The sequence below is a fragment of the Frankia sp. Mgl5 genome (assembly GCF_023242985.1).
Lineage (GTDB): Bacteria > Actinomycetota > Actinomycetes > Frankiales > Frankiaceae > Parafrankia > Parafrankia soli.
Map to the genome: position 1 here is coordinate 40,284 of NZ_JALKFY010000810.1, position 20,367 is coordinate 60,650.

21 protein-coding genes are annotated in these 20,367 nt (G+C 74.2%); 7 read left to right on the top strand and 14 right to left on the bottom strand.

Features of this window, described 5'->3' with window-relative positions:
• Positions 1-4: 4 nt before the first annotated feature.
• Positions 5-598, bottom strand: a complete 594-nt coding sequence (locus tag MXD62_RS30930; RefSeq protein ID WP_248832928.1) for a maleylpyruvate isomerase N-terminal domain-containing protein — start codon at positions 596-598, stop codon at positions 5-7.
• Between MXD62_RS30930 and MXD62_RS30935 the strand changes: the two genes are divergently transcribed.
• The 3 genes from MXD62_RS30935 to MXD62_RS30945 all read left to right on the top strand — a co-directional run bounded on the left by MXD62_RS30935 (position 521) and on the right by MXD62_RS30945 (position 2,100).
• Positions 521-1,150 (top strand): ABATE domain-containing protein, encoded by a 630-nt coding sequence (locus tag MXD62_RS30935; RefSeq protein ID WP_248832929.1) that lies wholly within the window; start codon positions 521-523, stop codon positions 1,148-1,150. The two genes, MXD62_RS30930 and MXD62_RS30935, sit on opposite strands and share 78 nt — an antisense overlap.
• A 111-nt stretch (positions 1,151-1,261) precedes the next feature.
• The gene (locus MXD62_RS30940; protein WP_248832900.1) at positions 1,262-1,714 is read left to right on the top strand and encodes a MerR family transcriptional regulator; all 453 of its coding nucleotides are present in this window, start codon (positions 1,262-1,264) and stop codon (positions 1,712-1,714) included.
• Between the two features lie 17 nt (positions 1,715-1,731).
• Positions 1,732-2,100, top strand: coding sequence for a thioredoxin domain-containing protein (locus MXD62_RS30945; RefSeq protein WP_248832901.1), 369 nt, complete (start codon positions 1,732-1,734; stop codon positions 2,098-2,100).
• Positions 2,101-2,108: 8 nt separating this feature from the next.
• Here MXD62_RS30945 and MXD62_RS30950 read toward each other — a convergent pair whose 3' ends face one another.
• The gene (locus MXD62_RS30950; protein WP_248832902.1) at positions 2,109-3,731 is read right to left on the bottom strand and encodes a GGDEF domain-containing protein; all 1,623 of its coding nucleotides are present in this window, start codon (positions 3,729-3,731) and stop codon (positions 2,109-2,111) included.
• A gap of 280 nt (positions 3,732-4,011) precedes the next feature.
• Between MXD62_RS30950 and MXD62_RS30955 the strand changes: the two genes are divergently transcribed.
• Together MXD62_RS30955 and MXD62_RS30960 are read left to right on the top strand one after the other, a co-directional pair.
• Positions 4,012-4,722 (top strand): MBL fold metallo-hydrolase, encoded by a 711-nt coding sequence (locus MXD62_RS30955; RefSeq protein ID WP_248832903.1) that lies wholly within the window; start codon positions 4,012-4,014, stop codon positions 4,720-4,722.
• Between the two features lie 33 nt (positions 4,723-4,755).
• Positions 4,756-5,058, top strand: coding sequence for a SelT/SelW/SelH family protein (locus tag MXD62_RS30960; protein ID WP_248832904.1), 303 nt, complete (start codon positions 4,756-4,758; stop codon positions 5,056-5,058).
• Between the two features lie 60 nt (positions 5,059-5,118).
• Here the strand turns inward: MXD62_RS30960 and MXD62_RS30965 are convergent, their stop codons facing one another.
• The 5 genes from MXD62_RS30965 to MXD62_RS30985 form a co-directional block, all read right to left on the bottom strand.
• Positions 5,119-5,886, bottom strand: a complete 768-nt coding sequence (locus MXD62_RS30965; RefSeq protein WP_248832905.1) for a hypothetical protein — start codon at positions 5,884-5,886, stop codon at positions 5,119-5,121.
• The gene (locus MXD62_RS30970; RefSeq protein WP_248832906.1) at positions 5,883-6,770 is read right to left on the bottom strand and encodes an ATP-binding cassette domain-containing protein; all 888 of its coding nucleotides are present in this window, start codon (positions 6,768-6,770) and stop codon (positions 5,883-5,885) included. Before MXD62_RS30970 ends, MXD62_RS30965 begins: the two co-directional genes overlap by 4 nt.
• The gene (locus MXD62_RS30975) at positions 6,767-7,519 is read right to left on the bottom strand and encodes a response regulator transcription factor (RefSeq protein ID WP_248832907.1); all 753 of its coding nucleotides are present in this window, start codon (positions 7,517-7,519) and stop codon (positions 6,767-6,769) included. Before MXD62_RS30975 ends, MXD62_RS30970 begins: the two co-directional genes overlap by 4 nt.
• Positions 7,516-8,880: a sensor histidine kinase gene (locus MXD62_RS30980; protein WP_248832908.1), complete on the bottom strand. Its 1,365-nt coding sequence runs from the start codon at positions 8,878-8,880 to the stop codon at positions 7,516-7,518. The genes MXD62_RS30975 and MXD62_RS30980 overlap by 4 nt, the downstream gene beginning before the upstream one ends.
• 297 nt (positions 8,881-9,177) lie before the next feature.
• On the bottom strand, positions 9,178-9,912 hold the full coding sequence (locus MXD62_RS30985; RefSeq protein ID WP_248832909.1) for a CAP domain-containing protein: 735 nt from the start codon (positions 9,910-9,912) through the stop codon (positions 9,178-9,180).
• Between the two features lie 226 nt (positions 9,913-10,138).
• On the opposite strand from MXD62_RS30985, the gene MXD62_RS30990 reads away from it, so the two are divergent.
• Positions 10,139-10,951, top strand: coding sequence for a DUF427 domain-containing protein (locus MXD62_RS30990; protein WP_248832910.1), 813 nt, complete (start codon positions 10,139-10,141; stop codon positions 10,949-10,951).
• A gap of 317 nt (positions 10,952-11,268) precedes the next feature.
• On the opposite strand, the gene MXD62_RS30995 is transcribed toward MXD62_RS30990, so the two are convergent.
• The 4 genes from MXD62_RS30995 to modA all read right to left on the bottom strand — a co-directional run bounded on the left by MXD62_RS30995 (position 11,269) and on the right by modA (position 14,892).
• Positions 11,269-11,520 carry a hypothetical protein gene (locus MXD62_RS30995; RefSeq protein WP_248832911.1) on the bottom strand — a complete coding sequence of 84 codons (252 nt, stop codon included), beginning with the start codon at positions 11,518-11,520 and terminating at the stop codon, positions 11,269-11,271.
• Positions 11,521-11,969: 449 nt separating this feature from the next.
• The gene (locus MXD62_RS31000) at positions 11,970-13,127 is read right to left on the bottom strand and encodes an ABC transporter ATP-binding protein (RefSeq protein ID WP_248832912.1); all 1,158 of its coding nucleotides are present in this window, start codon (positions 13,125-13,127) and stop codon (positions 11,970-11,972) included.
• Positions 13,124-13,924, bottom strand: a complete 801-nt coding sequence (locus MXD62_RS31005) for an ABC transporter permease (RefSeq protein ID WP_368862477.1) — start codon at positions 13,922-13,924, stop codon at positions 13,124-13,126. Before MXD62_RS31005 ends, MXD62_RS31000 begins: the two co-directional genes overlap by 4 nt.
• 143 nt (positions 13,925-14,067) lie before the next feature.
• A complete protein-coding gene (modA, locus tag MXD62_RS31010; RefSeq protein ID WP_248832930.1) occupies positions 14,068-14,892 on the bottom strand; it encodes a molybdate ABC transporter substrate-binding protein in 825 nt (274 codons plus the stop codon).
• 103 nt (positions 14,893-14,995) lie between these two features.
• Between modA and MXD62_RS31015 the strand changes: the two genes are divergently transcribed.
• Positions 14,996-15,586, top strand: a complete 591-nt coding sequence (locus MXD62_RS31015) for a pyridoxamine 5'-phosphate oxidase family protein (protein WP_248832914.1) — start codon at positions 14,996-14,998, stop codon at positions 15,584-15,586.
• 113 nt (positions 15,587-15,699) lie between these two features.
• Here MXD62_RS31015 and MXD62_RS31020 read toward each other — a convergent pair whose 3' ends face one another.
• The 3 genes from MXD62_RS31020 to MXD62_RS31030 are packed head-to-tail and all read right to left on the bottom strand — an operon-like array spanning position 15,700 to position 20,210.
• Entirely contained in the window at positions 15,700-16,059 is a 360-nt protein-coding gene (locus tag MXD62_RS31020; protein ID WP_020459877.1) for a DUF742 domain-containing protein, read from the bottom strand.
• Positions 16,060-16,080: 21 nt separating this feature from the next.
• The gene (locus MXD62_RS31025) at positions 16,081-16,497 is read right to left on the bottom strand and encodes a roadblock/LC7 domain-containing protein (RefSeq protein WP_071067053.1); all 417 of its coding nucleotides are present in this window, start codon (positions 16,495-16,497) and stop codon (positions 16,081-16,083) included.
• Positions 16,494-20,210 (bottom strand): nitrate- and nitrite sensing domain-containing protein, encoded by a 3,717-nt coding sequence (locus MXD62_RS31030; RefSeq protein WP_248832915.1) that lies wholly within the window; start codon positions 20,208-20,210, stop codon positions 16,494-16,496. The genes MXD62_RS31025 and MXD62_RS31030 overlap by 4 nt, the downstream gene beginning before the upstream one ends.
• Positions 20,211-20,367: the final 157 nt, after the last annotated feature.

Below are 20,367 nucleotides of genomic sequence, written 5' to 3' on the forward strand. Positions count from 1 at the left end.
CTGGTCACAGCGCGCTGAGACCCGGACGCAGCCCGGTCCGTCCGGTGAGCAGGAGAAGCAGGTCGGCGGGGTGCGGGCCGGCGGCGGCCAGCTCGGCCGCCAGCCCCAGGCCCGACGCGACTGCCGGTCCCAGCGCCGGGACGGGCGCCACGCCGTGGTGGTCGGGCAGCACCCGGGCCAGGTCGAGGCAGTGCACCGTCAGCTCGAAGGTCCTCGTCGGCAGGTACTGGATGAACGGCATCGTGCCGACCGGGCTGCCGACCGGGCTGTCGTCGGGGGTCGCCGCCACCAGCGCCAGGACCCGGTCGGCCAGTTCCCGCACGGCGCCGGCCGGGTCGGCTCCGAGCGCGCGGCCGGCGGCCCGGCCGCGTTCGGTCACCGCGGCCGGGTCGGCGAGTACCGCGCGGGCCGACACGTAGTAGTCCGCCGGGCTGGTCAGGTCGAAGCCGCCCGGGGGCGGGCCGGCCGAGACGGCCGTCGGGGGTACGTACGCCTCGATCGTCGACAGTGCCCGGCTGGCGTGGCCGAGCAGGTCCCGCACCGTCCACACGCCGAGCGCGGGCAGGGCCAGGTCGCTCGTGGACGCCCGACCGGCCAGGTCCGTGAACGCGCGTGCGGCCTGTCCGGCCGGCTGTGCCTGTCGTTCACGGCGACGGTCGGGGAGCGGTGGCGCCGCAACTTCGAGCGGCTGCCCCAGCCCGCCGACCTCGGGCGCTGGTTCGTCGCCGCCGGCCTGCTGGACGTCCCGCCGGCCGTCACCGAAGAGGGTCTGCGCTCCGCGCGCCGGCTGCGGGAGGCGATCTACCGCACCGCGCTGGCCGGTACGCGCGACGAGCCGGGCGGGGACGGCGACCGTCGTGTCATCAACGCCCACGCCCGCCGGGGCGGACTCGCCCCCCAGCTCACCGCGCGGCGATCCGTCGAGCTGCGGCCGGGGCGCAGTCCCGTCGCCGACGCCCTCGCGACCGTCGCCCGCGACGCCGTCGACCTGCTGGGCGGGCCGGACATCACCCGGGTACGCGAGTGCTCCAGCCACGACTGCGCACTGCTGTTCCTGGACACGTCCCGGCCGGGACGCCGCCGGTGGTGCTCGGACCGGGCCTGCGGGAACCGTGCCCGCGCCGCCGCCCACCGCGCCCGCCACTCCTGACGGGCCGGGCACCCGGGCGGATCACCGGGCGGGCGCGCACCCACGGGGGCGGAGACAGAGCTTGCCTTCACACGGACGTCAACGTCTAGCGTCGGTGCGGAGGAGGTCGGGATGCGCATCGGTGAGCTGGCACGACGGGCGGGGACGAGTCCCCGGGCGCTGCGGCACTACGAGGACCAGGGGTTGCTCGCCGCCCGGCGGCTGGCCAACGGCTACCGGGACTACAGCGACGCGGACCTGCGAGCTGTCGAGGAGATCAGGGCGCTGCTCGCGGACGGGTTCGCGCTGGAGGAGACCCGTCCGTTCGTCGAGTGCCTGCGGGCCGGGAACGAGACGGCGGCCTCCTGCCCGGACTCGATCGAGGGCTACCGGCGCAAGATCGCCCAGATCGACGACTACGTCGCCCGGCTCCTGCGCTCCCGCGAACGGCTCGCCGCCCAGCTCGCGATGGCGCGGGACACGGCCGAGCCGTCCGGAGCCGAACCGGCTGACGGCCCGCCCCGGCCGGCAGTGCCGCCGCAGGGTGTCCCGGGGTGCTCGCTCTACCCGCCGCAGACCCGCTGAACACGAAGGAGCTGATCATGATCACGTCCGAGGTCCAGGACCGGTCGGTGCCGGCCGTGCCGGCCGGAACCGTGTGGCACGCCGACGACACCACGTTCGGCGAGATCGTCCTGCGGTCGCCGCTGCCCGTCCTCGTCGACTTCTCCGCCGAGTGGTGCCCGCCGTGCCGGATGATGCGGCCGGTCCTCGCCCAGATCGCGGCCGACCTCGCCGACCGGCTGCGGGTCGTGGAAGTGGACGCCGACGCCAGCCCGCAGACGGCGATCGCCTACGGTGTGCTGGCCATGCCGACCCTGGTGGTCGTCCGGGGCGGCGAGACGGTCACGAAGCTGGTCGGCGCGCGCAGCCGGCGGCGCCTGCTGGCGGACATCGCGGATCAGCTGTGACGGGGCGGTCAGCCGTGACGGGGCGGCGGCGCGGCCGGGTCGTCCGCGGTTCCCCGGGACTCGATCACCGCGCCGCAACCGATCACGACCCGGTTGCGGCCCGCCGCCTTCGCCGCGTACAGGTTGCGGTCGGCGGCGATCAGCAGGTCCGTCTGGCCGTGCGCGTGCACCGGGTAGACGGCGGCGCCGACGGAGACGGTGGCCCGTAGCCGGGCCCCGCTGTCGAGCTCGATCAGGTCGCGGGCCACGTTGTGTCGCAGCCGTTCGGCGAGCTCGCCGACGGTCTCCGGGCCCACGGTGGGGCCGAGCAGGGCGAACTCCTCACCGCCGAAGCGGGCCAGCAGGTCGCCGGGCCGGGGGGGCGCGGCCCCCCCCGCGGCCCGCGCCCCCCGGGGGGGGCCGCGCGGGCCCAACCCCCCCCCGCCGAGGCGGGCCCGCGGGCCGCGGGGCGGGCGGCCCGCGGCCAGCCGGGAGCCGATCTCCGCGAGGACGACGTCCCCGCACGGGTGGCCGTACCGGTCGTTGACCGACTTGAAGTTGTCGACGTCCACGAGGAGCAGCGCGAAGGGCTGCCCGGACCGGTCCGCGCGGCTGACCGCGGCTGGGAGCTGGTTCTGCAGGAACCGCCGGGTGCGCAGCCCGGTGAGCACGTCGGTGGTGGCGAGCCGGCGCTGCTCGGCGACCAGCGCGGCCAGCCGCGCCACGATGAGCAGGGCGAGCGCGGCCGAGGCCACCGCGATGATCCTGATCTGGGTGGGTGACCGGTCCGCTTCGACCAGCAGGAGCACCGGAGCGATCAGCGCGGCCGCCAGCAGTGCGGCGAGCCTGCCGGGACCGAGCCGTCGGTCGTCGGCCTGCGGGGAGCACGACAGGTCCGCCATCGACGGGTGCAGCGCGGCGGCGGCGACCAGCACGTCCCCGAGGGCCCAGAGGGAGTCGGTGAGGTCCGCGACGACGTACCTGCTGCCCAGCACCGAGATGGTGGACAGGACGTCGGAGGCCAGGGTGACCACCAGGCTGGCGACCAGCAGGACGAACGAGGCCGGCCGGCGGCCGGGCGCGAGCACCAGTATCAGCGACATGACGAGCAGGCCGAGGTCCGCCGCGGGGAAGGCGACCGAGGCCAGCAGGGCGAGCTGCCCTGAGGTCGCCCGCTTGTAGGGTGTGACCACATAGAGCCAGTACAACAGCGACATGGCGACCGCTATGGACGTCGTGTCCAGCACCGCCGAGAGATTGCGGCCGGGTGCCCGCTGCCGGAACAGCAGTGCCAGCGCCGCGATCGCGAACGGGTAGCGGCCGATGTAGAACAGATCGGCCAGCGATGGAAATATCGCATTGTGAAATACGATGATATTTGTATAGAAGATGGCGTCGGCGACGGTGTAAAGGCCCTGGGTGATGGCGAGGAGCACCCACGGTGCGCGGGGCTCGGGGTGCCACCTCCGCACGCCGAGGGCGATCGCTCCGACGGTCGACGCGGTCAGCAGGCACCGCAGGGCCACCTGCGTCTCCGGGCCGACCGGCAGGTCCACGCCCGCGTCGGTGAGGATCGCGCCCGCTCCGATCCCGTGTGCCACGAAAAGCGTGTACAGGACGAAGTATCCGACACCGCCGACGAGATAAGCCAACCAGGGCGTCACACGCGGGCGACGCCGAACGGAACGTGCCGAGATCCCCGTCGGTCCACCTCCGCGGGCCGGAGACGAATGACCTCATCGTAGGTTCGGCGTGATTTCAATACATCTTTTGTTGAGTGAGTTTATTTTTGTTTGGTGTCGGTTCGACCGCCGTGCGGGGCTCACCAGCCTCGGCCCACGCCGCCCCGCCCCGCGATGACACGTGGTGGGTGACGGTCCGCCCGCTCCACCGGTTCTGGAGTGCGGGCCCGGCGCTCCGTAGGCTCGCGGTGTGAGCGATCGCCTGTACTTCCGCCAGTTGCTGTCCGGCCGCGACTTCGCGGTGGGTGATCCCGCCGCGACCCAGATGGTCAACTTCGTCTACCTCATCGGTGACCGGGAGACGGGCGAGGCCGTCGTGGTCGACCCCGCCTACCGGGTGGGCGACCTGCTCGACGTGCTGGCCGCCGACGACATGCGGCTGACCGGGGCGCTGGTCACCCACCACCACGCCGACCACGTCGGCGGCACGGCCTTCGGCATCGAGCTGGAGGGGATCCGCGAGTTGCTGGAGCGCGCATCCGTCCCGATCCACCTGCAGCGGGACGAGGCCGAATGGGTGCGGCGCGGGACGGGCGTGGGGGCCGCCGAGCTCGTCGAGCACGGCGACGACGACGTGGTCACCGTCGGCGCGGTGGACATCCGCCTGCTGCACACCCCCGGTCACACCCCGGGCAGCCAGTGCTTCCTCGTGGACGGACGGCTCGTCGCCGGGGACACCCTGTTCCTCGAGGGTTGCGGGCGGATGGACTTCCCGGGCGGGGACGCCGCGGCGATGTACGACAGCCTGCGCCGCCTGGGCGCGTTGCCCGACGACGTCACCGTCTACCCGGGTCACCGGTACTCGGCGGAGTCCGCCGCGGAGCTCGGCGTGGTGCGCAAGATGAACTACGTCTTCCGGCCGACCAGCTCCCGGCAGTGGCTGGCGATGCTCGGCGCCTGACCGCCCGCGTGGCGGGTATGGACCACAACGGGGGTGAGCGCCGTGGACGCTGACGGCTCGGCCGGCACACGGCCCCGGGTCGAGATCGAGTACTGCACCCGGTGCAGATGGCTCCCGCGGGCGGCCTGGCTCGCCCAGGAGCTGCTGACCACGTTCGAGGCGGATCTCGGCGCGGTCGCCCTCGTGCCCGGCACCGGTGGGGTGTTCACCGTCCGGCTGGGCGGTGAGGTGATCTGGGACCGCGGCGAGCAGGGCTTCCCCGAGCCGTCCGCCGTCAAGCGCGCGCTGCGGGACAGGATCGCCCCCGGCCGGCCGCTGGGCCACGTCGAACGCTGAGAACGGGGCGCCGAGCGCCAGCGGGGTGCGTCGTGCGCCAGCGGGGCGCAGCGCACGTCGTCAGCGGTGGACGAGGCTGATCTCCCTGGACGCGCGCACGCCGGCCACGCAGGCCAGGCCCAGCACCGTGACGACGACCGGCGCGCCCACGGCGAACGGGAACCGCCAGTCGGGGATGAACGGCAGCACGAAGGCGCCGACACCGCCGAGCACGAGCCCCTCGGCGAGCACCGCCGGCACCAGCGCCGGGACGAGCAGGATCACGAACGCCGACTCGCGCACGTGCCGGGCCAGCCCGGCCAGCCAGCCGGAGACGAACCAGGCCGAGAGACCGAGGCCGTAGGCCGCGCCGAGCCGGCACACCGCCGCGGCACCGTCGAACGAGACCCCGTTCGACAGCGCCCGCGGCCACCCGAACCCGGCGAAGACCACGCTCTCGACGGCGAACCCGGCCCCGAGGAAGAGCCCGCCCAGCAGGCCGACCGCCACCGCGCACACGACCACCGAACGGGCCAGCCGAGCCCGGGTGACGCCGTTGGTGATGAGCATCGGCGCGAACGTCGTGGTCATGGTCGTGCCGGCGGCCAGCATCAGCCAGCGCTGCCAGGTGGCGACGGCCACCTGCCACAGCGAGGTGTCCCGCTCGCCGACGAACGACATGACGGCGACCGCGGCGCCGTAGCCGAGCGCCGCCAGCAGCCACACCCAGCCCACCCAGGCCAGCGTGCCACCGGTCGTCACCGCCGCGGTGTGCACCAGCGGGGCCGGCCCGCCGCCGCGCCGCGCCGCCGGTGGTGCGACCGGTTCCGGGACCATGAGATCGCTCATCGTCGCGTCGTCTCCCCGCCGGTGAGGTGGCTGACCAGGTCCTGCAGGGAGACCGGGCCGATCTCGACCTCCCGTGGCGCCGCCGCCAGCCGCGGGATCGGGCCGAGCACGGTCGTGGACCTGGTCGACCCGAGCTGGCGCTGGGCGAGGACCCGCGCGTCGCCGACCAGCGCCCCGACCGCGTCCACCGGCCCGGTGATCTCGTGGCCCAGCGCGCGGGCCTCGTCCGCGGTGGTGTGCAGGAGCAGCCGTCCCCGGTCGAGGATCACGACCTCCTCGAGCAGCGGGGCGATCTCGTCGATCAGGTCGGTGCAGAGCACGACCGTGCGGGGATGGCGCCGGTGGTCGGCGCGCAGCTCCTCGTGGAACGCGGCCCGCGACGGGGCGTCCAGGCCCAGATGCGGCTCGTCGAAGATCGTGAGCGGCGCCCGGGCGGCCAGCCCGATGACCAGCGACAGGGCGGTGCGGCCGCCCCGGGAGAGATCGCGGACCTTGGCCCGCCGCTCCAGGCCGAACCGCGCCGCGAGGTGGTCGGCGAGGGCGGCGTCCCAACGCGGGCGCAGGTCACCGGCGATCGAGAGCGCCTCGCCGACCGGCAGCGAACGCTCGACGTCCGCCTGCTCGCGGACCAGGCAGATCTCGCTCATCAGGCGCGGGTCCTCGAACGGGTCGGCGCCGTCGACGCGCACCGTGCCAGCGCTCGGCCGCCCGTAGGCCGCCAGGATCGCCAGGATCGTGGACCTCCCCGCGCCGCCGCGGCCCAGCAGTCCGGCGACCACCCCCGGACGCAGTGCGAACGAGACCCCGTCGACGACACGGGACCCGCCGCGCCGCACGGTGAGGTCGGTGACCTCGACAGCGAACCCGGCCCGCTCGTCGGTCATCCCGCGGGCTCCTCGGCGTCGTGGACGAGCAGGGCGAGCTGCACCCGGTTGCTCAGGTCCAGCTTGGTCAGCAGCCGGGAGACATACGACTTCGCCGTCGCCACGCTCATGAACAGCTCGCCGGCGATCTCCGCGTTCGACAGGCCCCGGCCCACCGCCAGCGCCACCTCCCGCTCCCGCGCGCTGAGCTGGGCGACGGCCCGGCGGGCAGCCGTGCGGCGGGCCGCCGAGCGTTCCGCTGCCACGGCCTGTGTCGCGACGGCCGGTGGCGGGGTGGCCGGTGGCGGGACGGCCTCCACCGCCGCGATCCGGGCGATGAGCTGGCGGGTGACGGTGGGGGAGAGCATCGGCTCCCCGGCCGCCACCCGCAGCACCGCCCGCACGATCTCGGCCGGCGCAGTGTCCTTGAGCAGGAAGCCGCTCGCGCCGGCCCGCAGTGCGCGCAGCACCTGGGCGTCCGCGTCGAAGGTGGTCAGCACGACGACCTGGGGCGGCTGGTCGCGGCCGAGCAGCAGCTCGGTGGCCCGCAGCCCGTCCATCCGCGCCATCCGGATGTCCATCAGGACGACGTCCGGGCGCAGCGCGTCGACGGCCGCGGCGACCTCGTCACCGTCGGTCGCCTCGCCGACGATGCACGCGCCGTCGGCGCCGTCGAACATCATCGCCAGTGCGGAGCGGACGAGCGCGTCGTCGTCGACGACCAGGACCCGGACGGGCGTGTCGCCGTCGGGCGGCGGGCCGGTGGTCAAGATTCCTCCCAGGGCAGCCACGCGTAGAGCCGGAACCCGCCCTCGGGGGTCGGGCCGTGCTCGAGCCGCCCGCCGACCAGCGCGGCCCGCTCGGCGAGACCGAGCAGCCCCGTCCCGGCCGGCCGGGCCCAGGACGGCGGCCCGGTCCGGGACGGCGGCTCGGAGCCGGGCTGGCGGGCGTTGCGGATCTCGAGGTGCAGTCCGTCGGCGGGTGATCCGTCGATGATCAGCCGGGCCGGCGCGCCGGGGGCGTGCCGCCGGGCGTTGGTCAGCCCCTCCTGCGCGATGCGGAAGGCGCTGCCGGCCATCATCGCGGGGGCGCTCGCCGCCTCGACCAGGTGAATGTAGGTCCGGATCTCCATGCCGGCCCGGCGGCACTCGTCCACCAGCTCGGGCAGGTCGCCCAGGGTCGGCTGGGGCCGGGCCGCCGGGTCCTCGGGGCCCTCGCGCAGCACCCCGATCGCCGCCCGCAGATCCCGCAGGGCCTCGTGGGCGCTCTCCCGGATCACCCCGGCGGCACCGGCGATCTGCTCCGGTGGCGCGCCCGGGTGGAACTCCAACGCCCCGGCGTGCATCGTGAGCAGCGAGAGCCGATGCCCCAGGACGTCGTGCATCTCGCGGGCGATCCGGGTGCGCTCGAGCTGCCTGGCCGCGGCCACCCCGCGCCGCTGCTCGGCTTCGGCCAGCCGGGCCCGCTCACGCAGCGACAGCAGCAGCTGGCGCCGGGAGCGGACGAACACCCCCCAGCCGACCGTTAGCGCCAGCATGACGATCAGGAAGACGACCGCCCCGGCGTAGGGCAGGTCGGGATCCGGCCAGATCGCGAAGTACACCAGGCCGGGCGTCCAGTAGACGGCCGCCAGCAGGAAGGTCGTGCGCAGCCGGCAGTGCACGGCCACGGTGAACAGCAGAACCACCGACGCGGCCGACGCTGTGGTGGAGAACAGCCCGGTGGGCCAGCTCAGCAGGAGCAGCGTCACCGGCCGGCGCCGCCGCCACCACAGCAGGCCGCACAGCGCCAGGCCCACGACAAGATCGGCCAGCACCAGCGGATCCGGGACGTCGGCCCGCCGCGAGGCCTGCTCGACCAGTAGCAGCCCGCAGACCACCGAGAACGCGAACAGGACGGCGTCGACCACCCAGTCGCGCGCCGTGCGGCCAGGCGACCGGGCGGAGCCGTCCGCCGGCTCGTCCGCCGGCTCGTCCGCCGGCTCGTCCGCGGGCCCGTCCGCGGGTTCGATCAGCGCGCCGGGCAGCAGCCAGCGGAACCGGGGATCGTCGACCAGGCCGACATCCGGCGGGCCGGGCTCGTCCAGGGAGCGGACGGCGCGCAGCAGCCGCCGCAGGCCCAGCGCGTCCACCCGGCTGCGCCCCGGTTACCCCCGCGGGCGGCCGCGCCCCCCCCCCCCCCCGGCGCGGGCCCGGCCCCGGACCGCCGCCGTCGTGCCGATCACGAGGCGAAGAGTACGCAGCCATCCGGCGCCGCCGCATCCCTCCGAGGTCTACGACCTCGGCCGCCCGGCGGGCCACCGCATCGACTTTCGGCCACCCCGTCCGGCGTCGACCGGCCACCGCCGACGCCCGCCGTCCAGGGACCGCCGGGGCCTTGGCGCTCCGGCGGTCCCTGGGCTCCGGCGGTCCCTGGACGAAGACCGGGGTCAGAGCTTCCCGAAGTCCTGCGTCCAGTAGTAGCGGTACGAGCCGCCCTGGGCGTAGCCGACGCCGATGTGGGTGTAGTCGCAGTTGAGGATGTTCGCGCGGTGCCCCGAGCTGTTCATCCACATCTGGAGGGTCGCGGCCGGCGTGGTCGACCCGGCGGCGATGTTCTCGCCGACGAAGCCCGACGGGAAGCCGGCCGCCCTGGTCCGGTCGCCCGGCGAGCTGCCGTCCTGGCCGTCGTGGCTGAAGTAGTCGTTCGCCGCCATGTCCGCGGTGTGCGCCTGCGCCGCGGCGGTGAGACGGGTGTCGACGGCGAGCGGTCCGCAGCCGGCCTTCTCGCGTTCGACGTTGGTGAGCCGGACGACCTCGTCGGCCTGAGGGCTCGTCCCCGGCGGGGCCGGCGGAGCGGACGTGACCGGCGGGTTCGTGGGAACCGGCGGATCAGTCGGCCCGGGCGGATCGGTCGGCTGGGGCGGTCGCGGCGGCCGGGTGGACGGCGCCGGCGGTGTGGGAGCCGTGGTGGTGGGCGCCGCCGTCGGTGTCGACGGGGGCGGTGTCACCGTGGGCGGCGCCGACGACGTCGGCGTGGCCGTGGGTGACGTGCTCGTGCTTGCTGTCGGCACCGGGAACCCACCACCTGGTGGACCGCCCGGGGCCGGCCGGCAGGACGCGACGGCCGCCAGCAGGGCGACCGTGGCTGCTGCGCTGGCGACGGTCTTACGGACCGGGGCCATGGAGACTCCTCTGGGTGATCTCCCCCCTCGCAACGTCTGGAACTGTAGCGAACCGGACAACCAGCCGCCACGGCGGCCGGAGCCGTGGTCGGTACGTCGTGCCGGGGGTGTCCGGTGGTCGTCCACCGAGGCCGCGCGTGGTCATGATGGCGGATCATGTAGATGTCGTTCGCCGCGGCGGTGGAACGGCAGGAAGGTGTGCCGAACCCGCCGTGTTGGGCCTGGCATGAGCCTGACTCTCGGATCCGGCCCGTTCGCCAGCCACCGAGCCGGCACCTTCAACTTCGACCTGGACACCGCTGCGCCCGCGCACGTCCTCTATCTCGAGGACGTGGCGCCGCGGGTCCGGGCCGAGCTGGCCGGCCAGACCGTGCTCGACACCCGTCGCGCGAAGATCCTGTACGAGACCAACTACCGGGGCGTCTGGTACGTGCCGCTCGAGGACGTCCGACAGGACCTGCTGGAGCCGACCGACCACCACACCACCTGCCCGTTCAAGGGCACCGCCTCGTACTGGACGCTGCGGGTCGGCGACCGGGTCGAGGAGAACGTGCTGTGGTCCTACCCCGAGCCGGTGCCGGGCGCCCCGCCCATAGCGGGGCTGGCGGCGTTCTACTTCGACCGCCTGGACGCCTGGTACGAGGAGGACGAGCAGGTCTTCGGCCACCCCAGGGACCCCTACCACCGGGTGGACACCCGCCGCGCCTCCGACCAGGTCGAGGTGCTGGTGGGTGGTGAGGCGGTGGCCCGGACCACGCGCCCGGTGAAGCTCTTCGAGACGTCCCTGCCGCCCCGCTGGTACATCCCGCTCGAGGACGTCCGGGCCGAGGCCCTGGAGGGTTCCGGGACGCACACGGTGTGCGCCTACAAGGGCCAGGCGTCGTACTACACGGTGCGTGGTGGCGGCGAGGTGATCACGGACGGCGCCTGGTACTACCCGTCACCGCTGCCGGAGTCGGCCGGGATCGCCGGGCTGGTGTCGTTCCTCGGCAAGGGAATCACGGTTCTGGTCAACGGCGAGCCCGCCCCCGGAACCTGAGGCGCAATGCCACAGGACGACCGGCCAGACACGTGTGTCGTCGCAGTCCGGCTGCCGCGGGTCGCGGCGATCCGGCGCCGGATCGCCTACGACGTCGAAGAACTCACCCGCGCCCGCCGCGTCACCGACCTGCAGACCGCCGCGGTCGGCGAGGACCCCGCACTGCCCCTGACCAGTACCGCCACGGCCGGCGAACGTCCTCCGGCTCTTGGAGCCGGAGGACGTTCGCCAGCCCCCTGCGCGGGGTCTACGGAGGGGGGTTCAGCGGCACGCCCCAGGGAGCACGGGCAGCGTACTTCCGGGTAACGGCCGCCCGATCAGCTGATGTAGACGGATTGGATGCTGTAGTCCCGGTTCATGGTGATGGTGGCTTCGTCGCCGTCGAGTTTGAGAACGCTGACCGTGACGTAGTCGGGGTCGAGGCTGACGCTCTGGACATGACCGCCGCCGGTGTAGCCCAGTGCCGCAACCTGGGCGTCGTTGATGATCCTTTCCGCGGTGGCGGCGTCCAGGCCGGTGCTGGCAGCGAACGCCGCGGGTGTTCCGACGCCAAGCACGCCGGCTGTCATGACGCAGACGAGGGCCTTCCTGACACGCATCATTGCAGTGAGGTACCCGACGGCCCGTGACACACACGGGGAGGCCCGACGCATAGGCCGTAATGCTGAAGGGCCGGGGTATGAAGTGTGATCACCCCTGGTAACTGGCAGGGTTCCAGTCGTTGCGTGGCAGGGCGCGACCAGGGGCACCTCGCCGCGAGACGCAGCGACCCCAGGCCCACCGAGCTATCGGCCTGCCATCCGGCGCGGCCGAAACCCCGCCGTTTACCGGGGCCGATCGCAACCTGACCGAAAACTCGGCTCAGTTACTCGCCCTTTGGTTTCTTCCTCGCTGTTTCGGGGGCCTATCTCGGCCGAATCCGGTCCGAAAGGGCGAGAAGGAAATCAAAGGACGAGCGGGCCGCCCGATGCGCGGAGGCTTTTGTCTGATTGGCGGGAATTGCGGCTGTGGGCGGGGATCACATCGTGGCGCCGTTGCTGGGGTAGACGTCGAGAGCGTCCTCGTGCACCGTGAGCCAGACCGGTGTTCCGCGGACCAGCCGGAGCAGGCCCAGTCGCGCGGCCGGGATCTCGGCCCGCACGGCCGGGGTGCTGGCGACGAGCACCCGGACCTGGTCGCCGAGCGCCTCGACGGAGGCCACCGGCCCGGTCAGGACGTTCACCCGGGTCTCGGGCGGCGGCTCCCGCAGGTGAACGCCGACCTCGGCGGGCCGCAACGCGACCAGCACCGCTCCGGGCGGAGCGTTCGGGGCCACCCGGAGCGCCCCGTGCACCGGCGTGCCCGGCAGACCTCCGCCGCCCCCGGCACCGGCGGTGCGAGGGTCGCCGCCGGCCGTCGGGCCGAGGGTGACCGTGCCGTTCGCGGCGGTTCCCGGGTAGAGGTTCAGGCCGGCGAGGCGGGCCACGTACGGCGTGCGCGGGCGCGTGATCACCTCGGTCGGCTCGCCTCGTTGGACCACCCGGCCGCCCTCGAGGACGGCCACCTCGTCGGCCAGCGTCAGGGCGTCCACCGGGTCGTGGGTGACCATCACGACCGGGACGTCCAGGGTGGGGAGCAGGGCGCGGATCTCGGCACGGACCTCGAGCCGGGTTCCGGCGTCCAGGGCGGAGAGGGGCTCGTCGAGCAGCAGCATCCCGGGCCCGGGGGCGAGAGCCCGGGCGAGTGCGACCCGTTGCGCCTGCCCGCCGGACAGCGCGGCGGGGCGCAGGTGCGCGAACTCGGCCAGGCCCAGGCGGGCCAGCCATTCCAGCGCCGCCGCGCGGGCCGGGCCGCGCCGGGTCCGGTGGCGGACCCGGGGCCCGAACGCCACGTTGTCGACCGCGCTGAGATGAGGGAAGAGCAGGTAGTCCTGGAAGACGTAGCCGGCGTCGCGCCGCTCCGGGGGGACGTACCGCCCGGAGGCCGGCTCGTCGAGCACCGTCCCGTCCAGGGTGATCTGCCCGTGGCGTAGCGGGACGAGGCCGGCCAGCGCGCGCAGCAGCGTGGTCTTGCCGGCGCCGTTGGGCCCGAGGACGGCGAGCGTGCGCCCGGGGGCGACGGTCAGCGCGGCGTCGAGGCGCAGGGTGCCCAGGTCGACGCCGATGCGGGCGTCCAGGCCCGTGGATTTCTCCGTCATGCGAGGCGCTGCGTTCGTCGGGCGTCCCACCAGTGGCCACGCAGGGCGACCAGGACGACGATGCTGACCACCAGCAGCACCAGCGACAGCGCCACGGCGGCGTCGGGGTCGGTCTCCATCGCCAGGTAGACCGAGAGGGGCATCGTCTGGGTGGTCTTCGGGAAGTTGCCGGCGAAGGTGATCGTCGCGCCGAACTCGCCCAGGGCCCGCGCCCAGCTCAGCACGGCGCCGGCGGCGACCGCCGGCGCGACCATCGGCAGGGTCACCCGGAAGAAGGCCGTCGCCCGGCTGGCGCCGAGGGTGGCCGCCGCGTCCTCGAAGCGGCGGTCGGCGGCGCTCAGAGCGCCCTCGACCGACAGCACCAGGAACGGCAGCGCGACGAAGGTCTGCGCGATGATCACGGCGTTGGTCGTGAACGGGATCGTGACGCCGAACCAGTCGTCGAGGCGGTTGCCGACGAGGCCGCGCCGGCCGAGTACGAGCAGCAGCGCCACGCCGCCGACGACCGGCGGCAGCACCAGCGGGATGGTGACCAGCGCGCGCAGCAGGCTGCGTCCCGGGAAGGAGCCCCGCGCCAGCGCCCAGGCCAGCGGTACCCCGAACAGGACGCAGAGCACGGTCGTCACGGTGGCGGTGCGCACCGACAGCCACAGCGCGTGCCTGGTCGAGGGATCGCTCAGCAGATCGGGCAGCGACTCCCAGGGAGCCCTGATGATCAGTGCGACGAGTGGCAGCAGGAGGAACACGGTGGCGAGCGCCGCCGGCACGGCGAGCGGCCAGGGAGCGCGGACGCGCACCTCGCGCCGCGCGCCCCGGCCGCCCCGCCGGCCCCGGCCGGCGCCGTCGCCGCGTCGGGGGAGCTCCGGTTCGGCACCACCGGTCACCGCGGCGGGCGCGGGTGGTGTCGAACCGGTCGCCTGCTGTGCCGGACGGTCCAGGGTCACGCCGGCGGACCGAATCCCGCCTCGGTGAGCACCTTCGCGCCCTCGGTGGACAGCAGCGAGTCGACGAACTGCTGCGCGGTCTCGGCCTCGTCGGAGTCGGTCAGCACCGCGATCGGGTAGCTGGTCGTCGCGTTGACGTTCGCCGGGATCTCCACGCCGACCACGTCGGCGCCGGCGGCGGCCACGTCGGTGCGGTACACCAGGCCGGCGTCCACCTCACCGAGGCGCACGGACGTCAGCACGGCCTTGACGTCCTGACCGTAGGTGACGGGGGTGACCTTCTCGCCCGCCTTGTCGAGGACCGTGGTGGCGGCGACGCCGCAGGGCACCTGCGCCTCGCACAGCGAGACCTTCACGCCGGGCGTGTCGAGGTCACCGATGTCGTCGATCCTGGCCGGGTTGTCCTTGGGCACCGCGATCTCGAGTGAGTTCGTCGCGAAGGTCGTCGGGTCCTTGGCGTGGCCCGCGTCCACGACCTCGGTCATGTTCTTCGGGCTCGCCGAGGCGAAGACGTCCGCCGGGGCACCCGAGTTGATCTGCTGCGCCAGCGCGGAGCTGGCCGCGAAGGAGAACTCGACCGTCGTCCCCGGGCGGGCGGCCTCGAACTGCTTGCCGAGCTCGGTGAACGTCTCGGTGAGCGACGCGGCGGCGAAGACCGTGATGGAGTGGGATTCCGGCGCGGCACCGGTGGTCGTGGCGGCCGGGGTCGCTGTGTCATCGTCGGACCCGCAGCCGGCGGCGACGAGCGCGAGGGCGGGCACGAGGACGAGGGGAACGGCGAGGCGCGAAACGCGGGTGGACCTGCGAGAGGCTCGGATCATCGGCACGGATGCACGATACAGCCGCAATCGCGGTTTCTGAGTGGTGTATGTGCCGCGTTTACGGATAGGTAACCGCTGTCGCGCCTGGTGGGAGGGTGTAGGGGTGTCCAACGACCTGCGCGGCCGGGGCGCCGCGTTCCTCGACTTCTGGCGTGAGCGGCATCTGTGCACCCTGACGACGGTGCGCCCGGACGGCACGCCGCACGTCATCGCTGTGGGCGTCACGCTGGACGCGGGGGCCGGTGTCGCCAGAGTGATCACATCCCGCCGGTCACGCAAGGTCAGGCTGCTGGCCGGGCGCGGCGGGCTGGACGCGGCCGGGCGGGTCGCGGTGGCGGGCGCGGGCTCGCGGGGCGCGGTGGTTCCTCCCACGACTTCCAGCGCGGGCGAAAAGCCTTCTGTTGACGGAGAAATGCCTGGTCGGCTGCCGTGGAACTCCCTGGCCGACCGGGGTGTGGAGCCGGTTGGCGGTGCGCCCGTGGCGGCGTCGGGTCGGGTCGGTGTGCCGGTCGCGGTGTGTCAGGTCGACGGCGGGCGGTGGTCGACGCTTGAGGGGCTGGCGGTCGTCCGGGACGATCTCGCGTCGGTCGCCGAGGCGGAGCGCCGTTACGCCGAGCGGTACCGCACCCCTCGCGTGAACCCCGACCGGGTCGTGGTGGAGATCGGGGTGACCCGGGTCCTCGGCTCGGTGTGAGGCACGCGTGCCCGTGCCGAGTGTGGGTGGTCACAGAACACGCGGGTTCTCGGGAAATTACCTGTCCGTCATGAGTCTGTAACACATGGGGTCGGGAACCGGCGCCGCAGGCGTTACAGGCGCCGCAGGCCGGTGAGCACCCGGCCGAGCAGCCCAACCTCCTGGGTCGCGTCGGTCGTGTCGAGCTGCGAGATCTCCACCAGACCCGCCGACTCGGCGTCCGTCACCAGCACCCGCACGACGCCGACCGGTAGCCGCAGCTCCGCCGCGATCTCGATCACGGACTGCGGGCGCAGGCACATCTCGACGATCGAACGTTCGTCGAGGAGCAGCTCCGGATGCCGGCGCTGCCCGTGCGCGGTCGTGCAGACCATCGCCTCGAGTGCGAGCAGGCGGCTGGCGTGAGCCCGCCCGCGGGTGGCTGTGTAGGGCCGGACGAGTTCGCCGGATGGATCTGACCAGTCGTCGGTCACCGGGTGCGAGCTCCCGTCCCGCTAGAGGCCCGCGGGTGGTTCGTGGCGTCTGGCCGGGGTCAAGGCGTCGCGGGTGCGCTTGACCAGCACTGTCATCTCGTAGCCGACCAGTCCGATGTCGCAGGTGTTGCTCGCGAGGACGGCGAGGCACGATCCGTCGCCGACGGCCATCAACAGCATCGAGCCCTGGGCCATCTCCACGATCGTCTGTGTGACAGAGCCCCCGTCCACGAACTCGGCCGCCGCCAGGGTGAGGCTGAAAAGACCGGAGGCGATGGTGCCGAGCTGGCCGGCCTGCTCCCGAGGGAAACCGTCACAGACGGCGAGGAGATGCCCGTCGGACGACGCGACGATGGCGTTGGCGACGCCCGGTACCTGATCAACGAAGTTGTTGATCAACCAGTCCAGTGACGGGCTGTCGGGGATCGTCTCGGTCACTCGTCCTCCAGCCTATCGAGGGGTGAGCCGAACGGACGTTCGGCCCGGGTCGCGCCGGGGGGCACGACCGGAGGGGATGCGCCGGGCCCCCGGAGGCCGCGGGAGTCGGTGGTACGGGCATCGGTGGTATCGGTGGTATCGGTGTCGCGGGCGTGGTTCACGCCTTCGTACAGCCGGGAGAGCCGGCCCCGGATCCACTCCGGCCGCACCTCGGGCGCGGGCTGCTCCCAGCCGGAGCGGCCCGGCGTGCTGCCCCGTCCCGCCGGGCCCGGGATGTGCTCCGCCCCCGTGCCGCCGGAGCGGGTGCCACCGGCCGCTGGGACGCGCATCGGCAGCCCCGCCCGGGTGGTTGGCAGCGCGGCGGGATCGACCTGCTCCGGCGGGCCCTGCAGCCGTGGCATCGGGCCCGTGGACGCGGCGCCGCCCGCGCCCGTCCACCCGGCTCCGCTGCGCACCACGCGGTCGGTGGCACCCGGAACCACCGGGCGGACGGGCGGCGGGAGCGGCGCCGCGGCGGGCCGGGTGGGCCGGGTGGGCAGTGCTCCGGCGGGCATGGACGTCGTCGGGTCGGCGGGGGTGGCCGGCGTGGGCGCGAAGCCGGGCGTGAGTGATGTGGGCGGGGTGGGCGCGAAGGCGGCCGCGGGGGGCACCGTGGGCGGGCCGGCCGGGGTGCCCGTGCCCGCCGTCGGCCGGTCGAACCAGGTGAACGGTGTCTCGGGCGCTTCGGGCGGGAGCGGTTCGGGTGGTAGCGGTGCCGCGGAACCGCCCACCGGGTCCGGCACCACCGGGTCCGGCACCACCGGGTCCGGCGTGATCGAGCCGGATGCGGACGAGTCAGGCGAGGGTTCGCCAGGAACAGACGAGCCAGGCGGGGGCGGGCCGGCGGTGACCGGGCCCGGCGCGGCCCGTTCGCGCTCGCGGGCGCGGCCGGCCACGACCTCCTCGATCGGCGGCAGGTCCGACTCGCCCGCGGCACCGCCGGCGCCGGCGGATGCGCCCGTCGCCGCGGCGGACGCGGCGGCTGTGCCCGGGGTGCCACCCTCGGCCTTGGACGCCGTCCCGCGGGGCTTGAACCACGGGACCACAGGCGGGTTCGGCACCACCGGGGGCAGCGGAGCCAGGCCATGCGACGCCGGCGTCCGGGCGGCCGGGAAGCGAGGCGCCGGCGGTGCCGGAACCTCCGGGGGCGCGGCCGGCGCGGGGGGCGGGAGCGGGGCCGCCGCCGCGGGCGGCTGGGTGAAGGGGTCGGCCGGCATCCCCGCAGGCCTGTCGGTGAGCCCGTTCAGCTCGAGGAGACGGTTGAACTCATCGGTCGTCCCGCCGCGTTCGCTTGAGTCGAAGGACGCCATGCGGGGCCGCTGGGGGAGTGAGCCAGGTACGCCCGGGTGCACCTGGCCGGCGGCACCGGCACCGTGGCCGTGGCCGTGGCCGTTCAGCGACGCTGGCGCGCTCGGGCCGTTCCCGTTCGGGGACAGCGCCAGCGGCTGTCTCCGAACGCCTGCCGCGAGCGCCGCGCCGCCGCGCGGTGCGCCGGCCTCCTCGCCGTGCCGCGGGACGGCCGCGCTCGCCAGCAGGTTCGCCGGCAGGGCGACCAGCGCCTGCACCCCGCCGCCCGACGCCGCGTCGAGCCGGACGCTGATCTCGTGCCGCTCGGCGAGCCGGGCGACGACGAACAGGCCGAGCCGCTCGGCGATGGAGAAGTCGAACAATGGCGGGTGGGCGAGCCGCTCGTTGGCGGCGGCGATCTCCGCCGGGGGCATCCCCAGGCCGCGGTCGGTGATCGAGACCACCATCCCGCCGTCGGGGGAGCGGCGCGCCACGACCTCCACCGGCCGATGCGGCGGCGAGAACTGCGCGGCGTTCTCCAGCAGCTCGGCGATGAGGTGCACGACGTGGTTCACCGCGCCGGCCGTGATGCGGGCGTCGACCACCTCGACGATCTGGATCCGCTGGTACTGCTCGATCTCGCCGATGGCGGCCTGGAGGACGGCGGCGATCGACACCGGGGTCGCGCGGCGCCGGCCGGGCCCGGTGCCGGCCAGAACGAGCAGGTTCTCGCTGTTGCGCCGCATCCGGGTGGCCAGGTGGTCGAGCCGGAACAGGTTCTCGAGCTGCGCGGGGTTCTCCTCGGCCCGTTCCAGCCGGTCGATGAGGGCGAGCTGGCGCTCGATGAGGCTCTGGCTGCGGCGGGACAGGCTCAGGAACAGCGTGTTGACGCTGCGCCGCAGAACGGCCTGCTCGGCGGCCAGTCGTACCGCCTCTCGCTGGAGGTCGTCGAACGTTCGGGCCACCTCGCCGATCTCGTCCTTCGACCGGATGCCGATGGAGTGGATCCTGGTGTCGACCTGGCCCACGCCGGCGGTCTGCAGCTGCTCGATGATGCGTGGCAGCCGCTCGTGCGCGACGTCGTGCGCGCCGTCGCGCAGTGCCCGCAGCGGACGGGTCATCGTGGCGGCGATCGCCATGGTCAGCAGCACCGCGGCCAGTGTGATCGCGATGATGAAACCGCCGATGAGCGCCGTGCGCGCCCAGGCGTCCGCGCGCAGCGTGTCGGCCTCGTCGATGACGTTCTGCGACAGCCCCGACTCGACGGTGCGCAGCAGCTCGATGTGGGTGGTGCTGGCGGCGAACCACTGCTCCGGGTCGACGTCGAGGTCGAGCAGGTGCTGGCGGCTGACGGCGCGGTCGGAGATCCGTTCGACGGTGAGCACCGCCTGGCCGTTGACCACCCGGTCGTAGCGGGCGCGGTCGTCGGCGTCGGCGACGTCCCGGAACGCCGCGCGCGCGGCGTCGGTCTGCGCCAGCAGGCTCGAGAGCGCGTCGGCCTGCCCGGTGTCGAAGTGCCCGACCTGGGCGACGGCGTAGAGCTCGGCCCGGACCTGCGACTCGACCTCCTTCACCTCGGACAGGTCGCGCAGCACCGTCGTCGTGTAGCCGAGGTCGCCGTCGACCCGGTCCGGCCCGATCCGCCGGTCGACCTCCCGCAGGTCGGCGATGGTCGTGGAGTACTGGTTCAGCACCGCCCCGAGGGGCAGGCCCGCGCCGTCGGTCGCGGCGCGGGCGCGCGGCAGCTCGTCGAGGCTGCGCAGCGCGCGCTGCGCGGCCGGGCCGGCGGCCGGGCCGAAGTTGTCGGACGCCTTCGCCAGCGCGCCGCGCACGGTGGCGACGGCCGCGTCGACCGAGCGGTGCTGCGCCGCCAGCCGGTTGACCCACTGCTCGCCGTCCGGCCGGTTCTGCCGCCCGCCGGCGACGAAACCGGCGGCGAGGTCCCGCTCCATCTGGAGCTCGTGGACCGTTGCCGCGATGTCGCGGCCCAGGGTGGCCGCGTGCACGCCGCGGCCGTAGCTCGCCGCGTCGGAGATCCAGGTGACGGCGCCGAGGATGGCGACGCTGAGGAACGCCGCGGCGGGGATCGCGATCGACAGCAGCAGCCGGCGACGCACCGGCAGGTCGGAGACCCGGCCGCCCAGATCCCGCCGGCCGGCCCGGGCGACCCGGGTCAGCCGGGTGGCGCGTCGGCGCCGCGCCGAGGGGCGGACGGTCCGTGGAGACCTGCCGGACCCGGCGCGATGAGGCGCCCGGGAGCGCCGGTCGGCCCGGGACCCGGGAGCCCCGGGGGTGCCCTGTGCTCCCTGTGCTCCCTGCGCGCCCGGGGCCGCGGATGCCTCGGGGGCGGCCTGCTCAAGGCTGGAAAGCTCGGGTGCCTCGGTCATCGTGCTCCCCCGTCCGATGTGGTGGGCGGCGTCGGCCGGTGGCCCGACGGCCGCCGGCAGACCGCCGCCGCGTCGTGCCCTCTGCCGCGCAGCAATACCACGTCGCCCACCTCTCGGGGTCCGTGCGCCCTACTGGCTCGGCGCACGTTCAACCATG

Excerpts from the sequence above, each read along its gene's own strand:
- MXD62_RS30940 (WP_248832900.1), top strand. The coding sequence starts at position 1,262 with ATGCGCATCGGTGAGCTGGCACGACGGGCGGGGACGAGTCCCCGGGCG.
- MXD62_RS30945 (WP_248832901.1), top strand. The coding sequence starts at position 1,732 with ATGATCACGTCCGAGGTCCAGGACCGGTCGGTGCCGGCCGTGCCGGCC.
- MXD62_RS30965 (WP_248832905.1), bottom strand. The coding sequence starts at position 5,886 with ATGAGCGATCTCATGGTCCCGGAACCGGTCGCACCACCGGCGGCGCGG.
- MXD62_RS30970 (WP_248832906.1), bottom strand. The coding sequence starts at position 6,770 with ATGACCGACGAGCGGGCCGGGTTCGCTGTCGAGGTCACCGACCTCACC.
- MXD62_RS30985 (WP_248832909.1), bottom strand. The coding sequence starts at position 9,912 with ATGGCCCCGGTCCGTAAGACCGTCGCCAGCGCAGCAGCCACGGTCGCC.
- MXD62_RS30990 (WP_248832910.1), top strand. The coding sequence starts at position 10,139 with ATGAGCCTGACTCTCGGATCCGGCCCGTTCGCCAGCCACCGAGCCGGC.
- MXD62_RS30995 (WP_248832911.1), bottom strand. The coding sequence starts at position 11,520 with ATGACAGCCGGCGTGCTTGGCGTCGGAACACCCGCGGCGTTCGCTGCC.
- MXD62_RS31000 (WP_248832912.1), bottom strand. The coding sequence starts at position 13,127 with ATGACGGAGAAATCCACGGGCCTGGACGCCCGCATCGGCGTCGACCTG.
- modA (WP_248832930.1), bottom strand. The coding sequence starts at position 14,892 with ATGATCCGAGCCTCTCGCAGGTCCACCCGCGTTTCGCGCCTCGCCGTT.
- MXD62_RS31030 (WP_248832915.1), bottom strand. The coding sequence starts at position 20,210 with ATGACCGAGGCACCCGAGCTTTCCAGCCTTGAGCAGGCCGCCCCCGAG.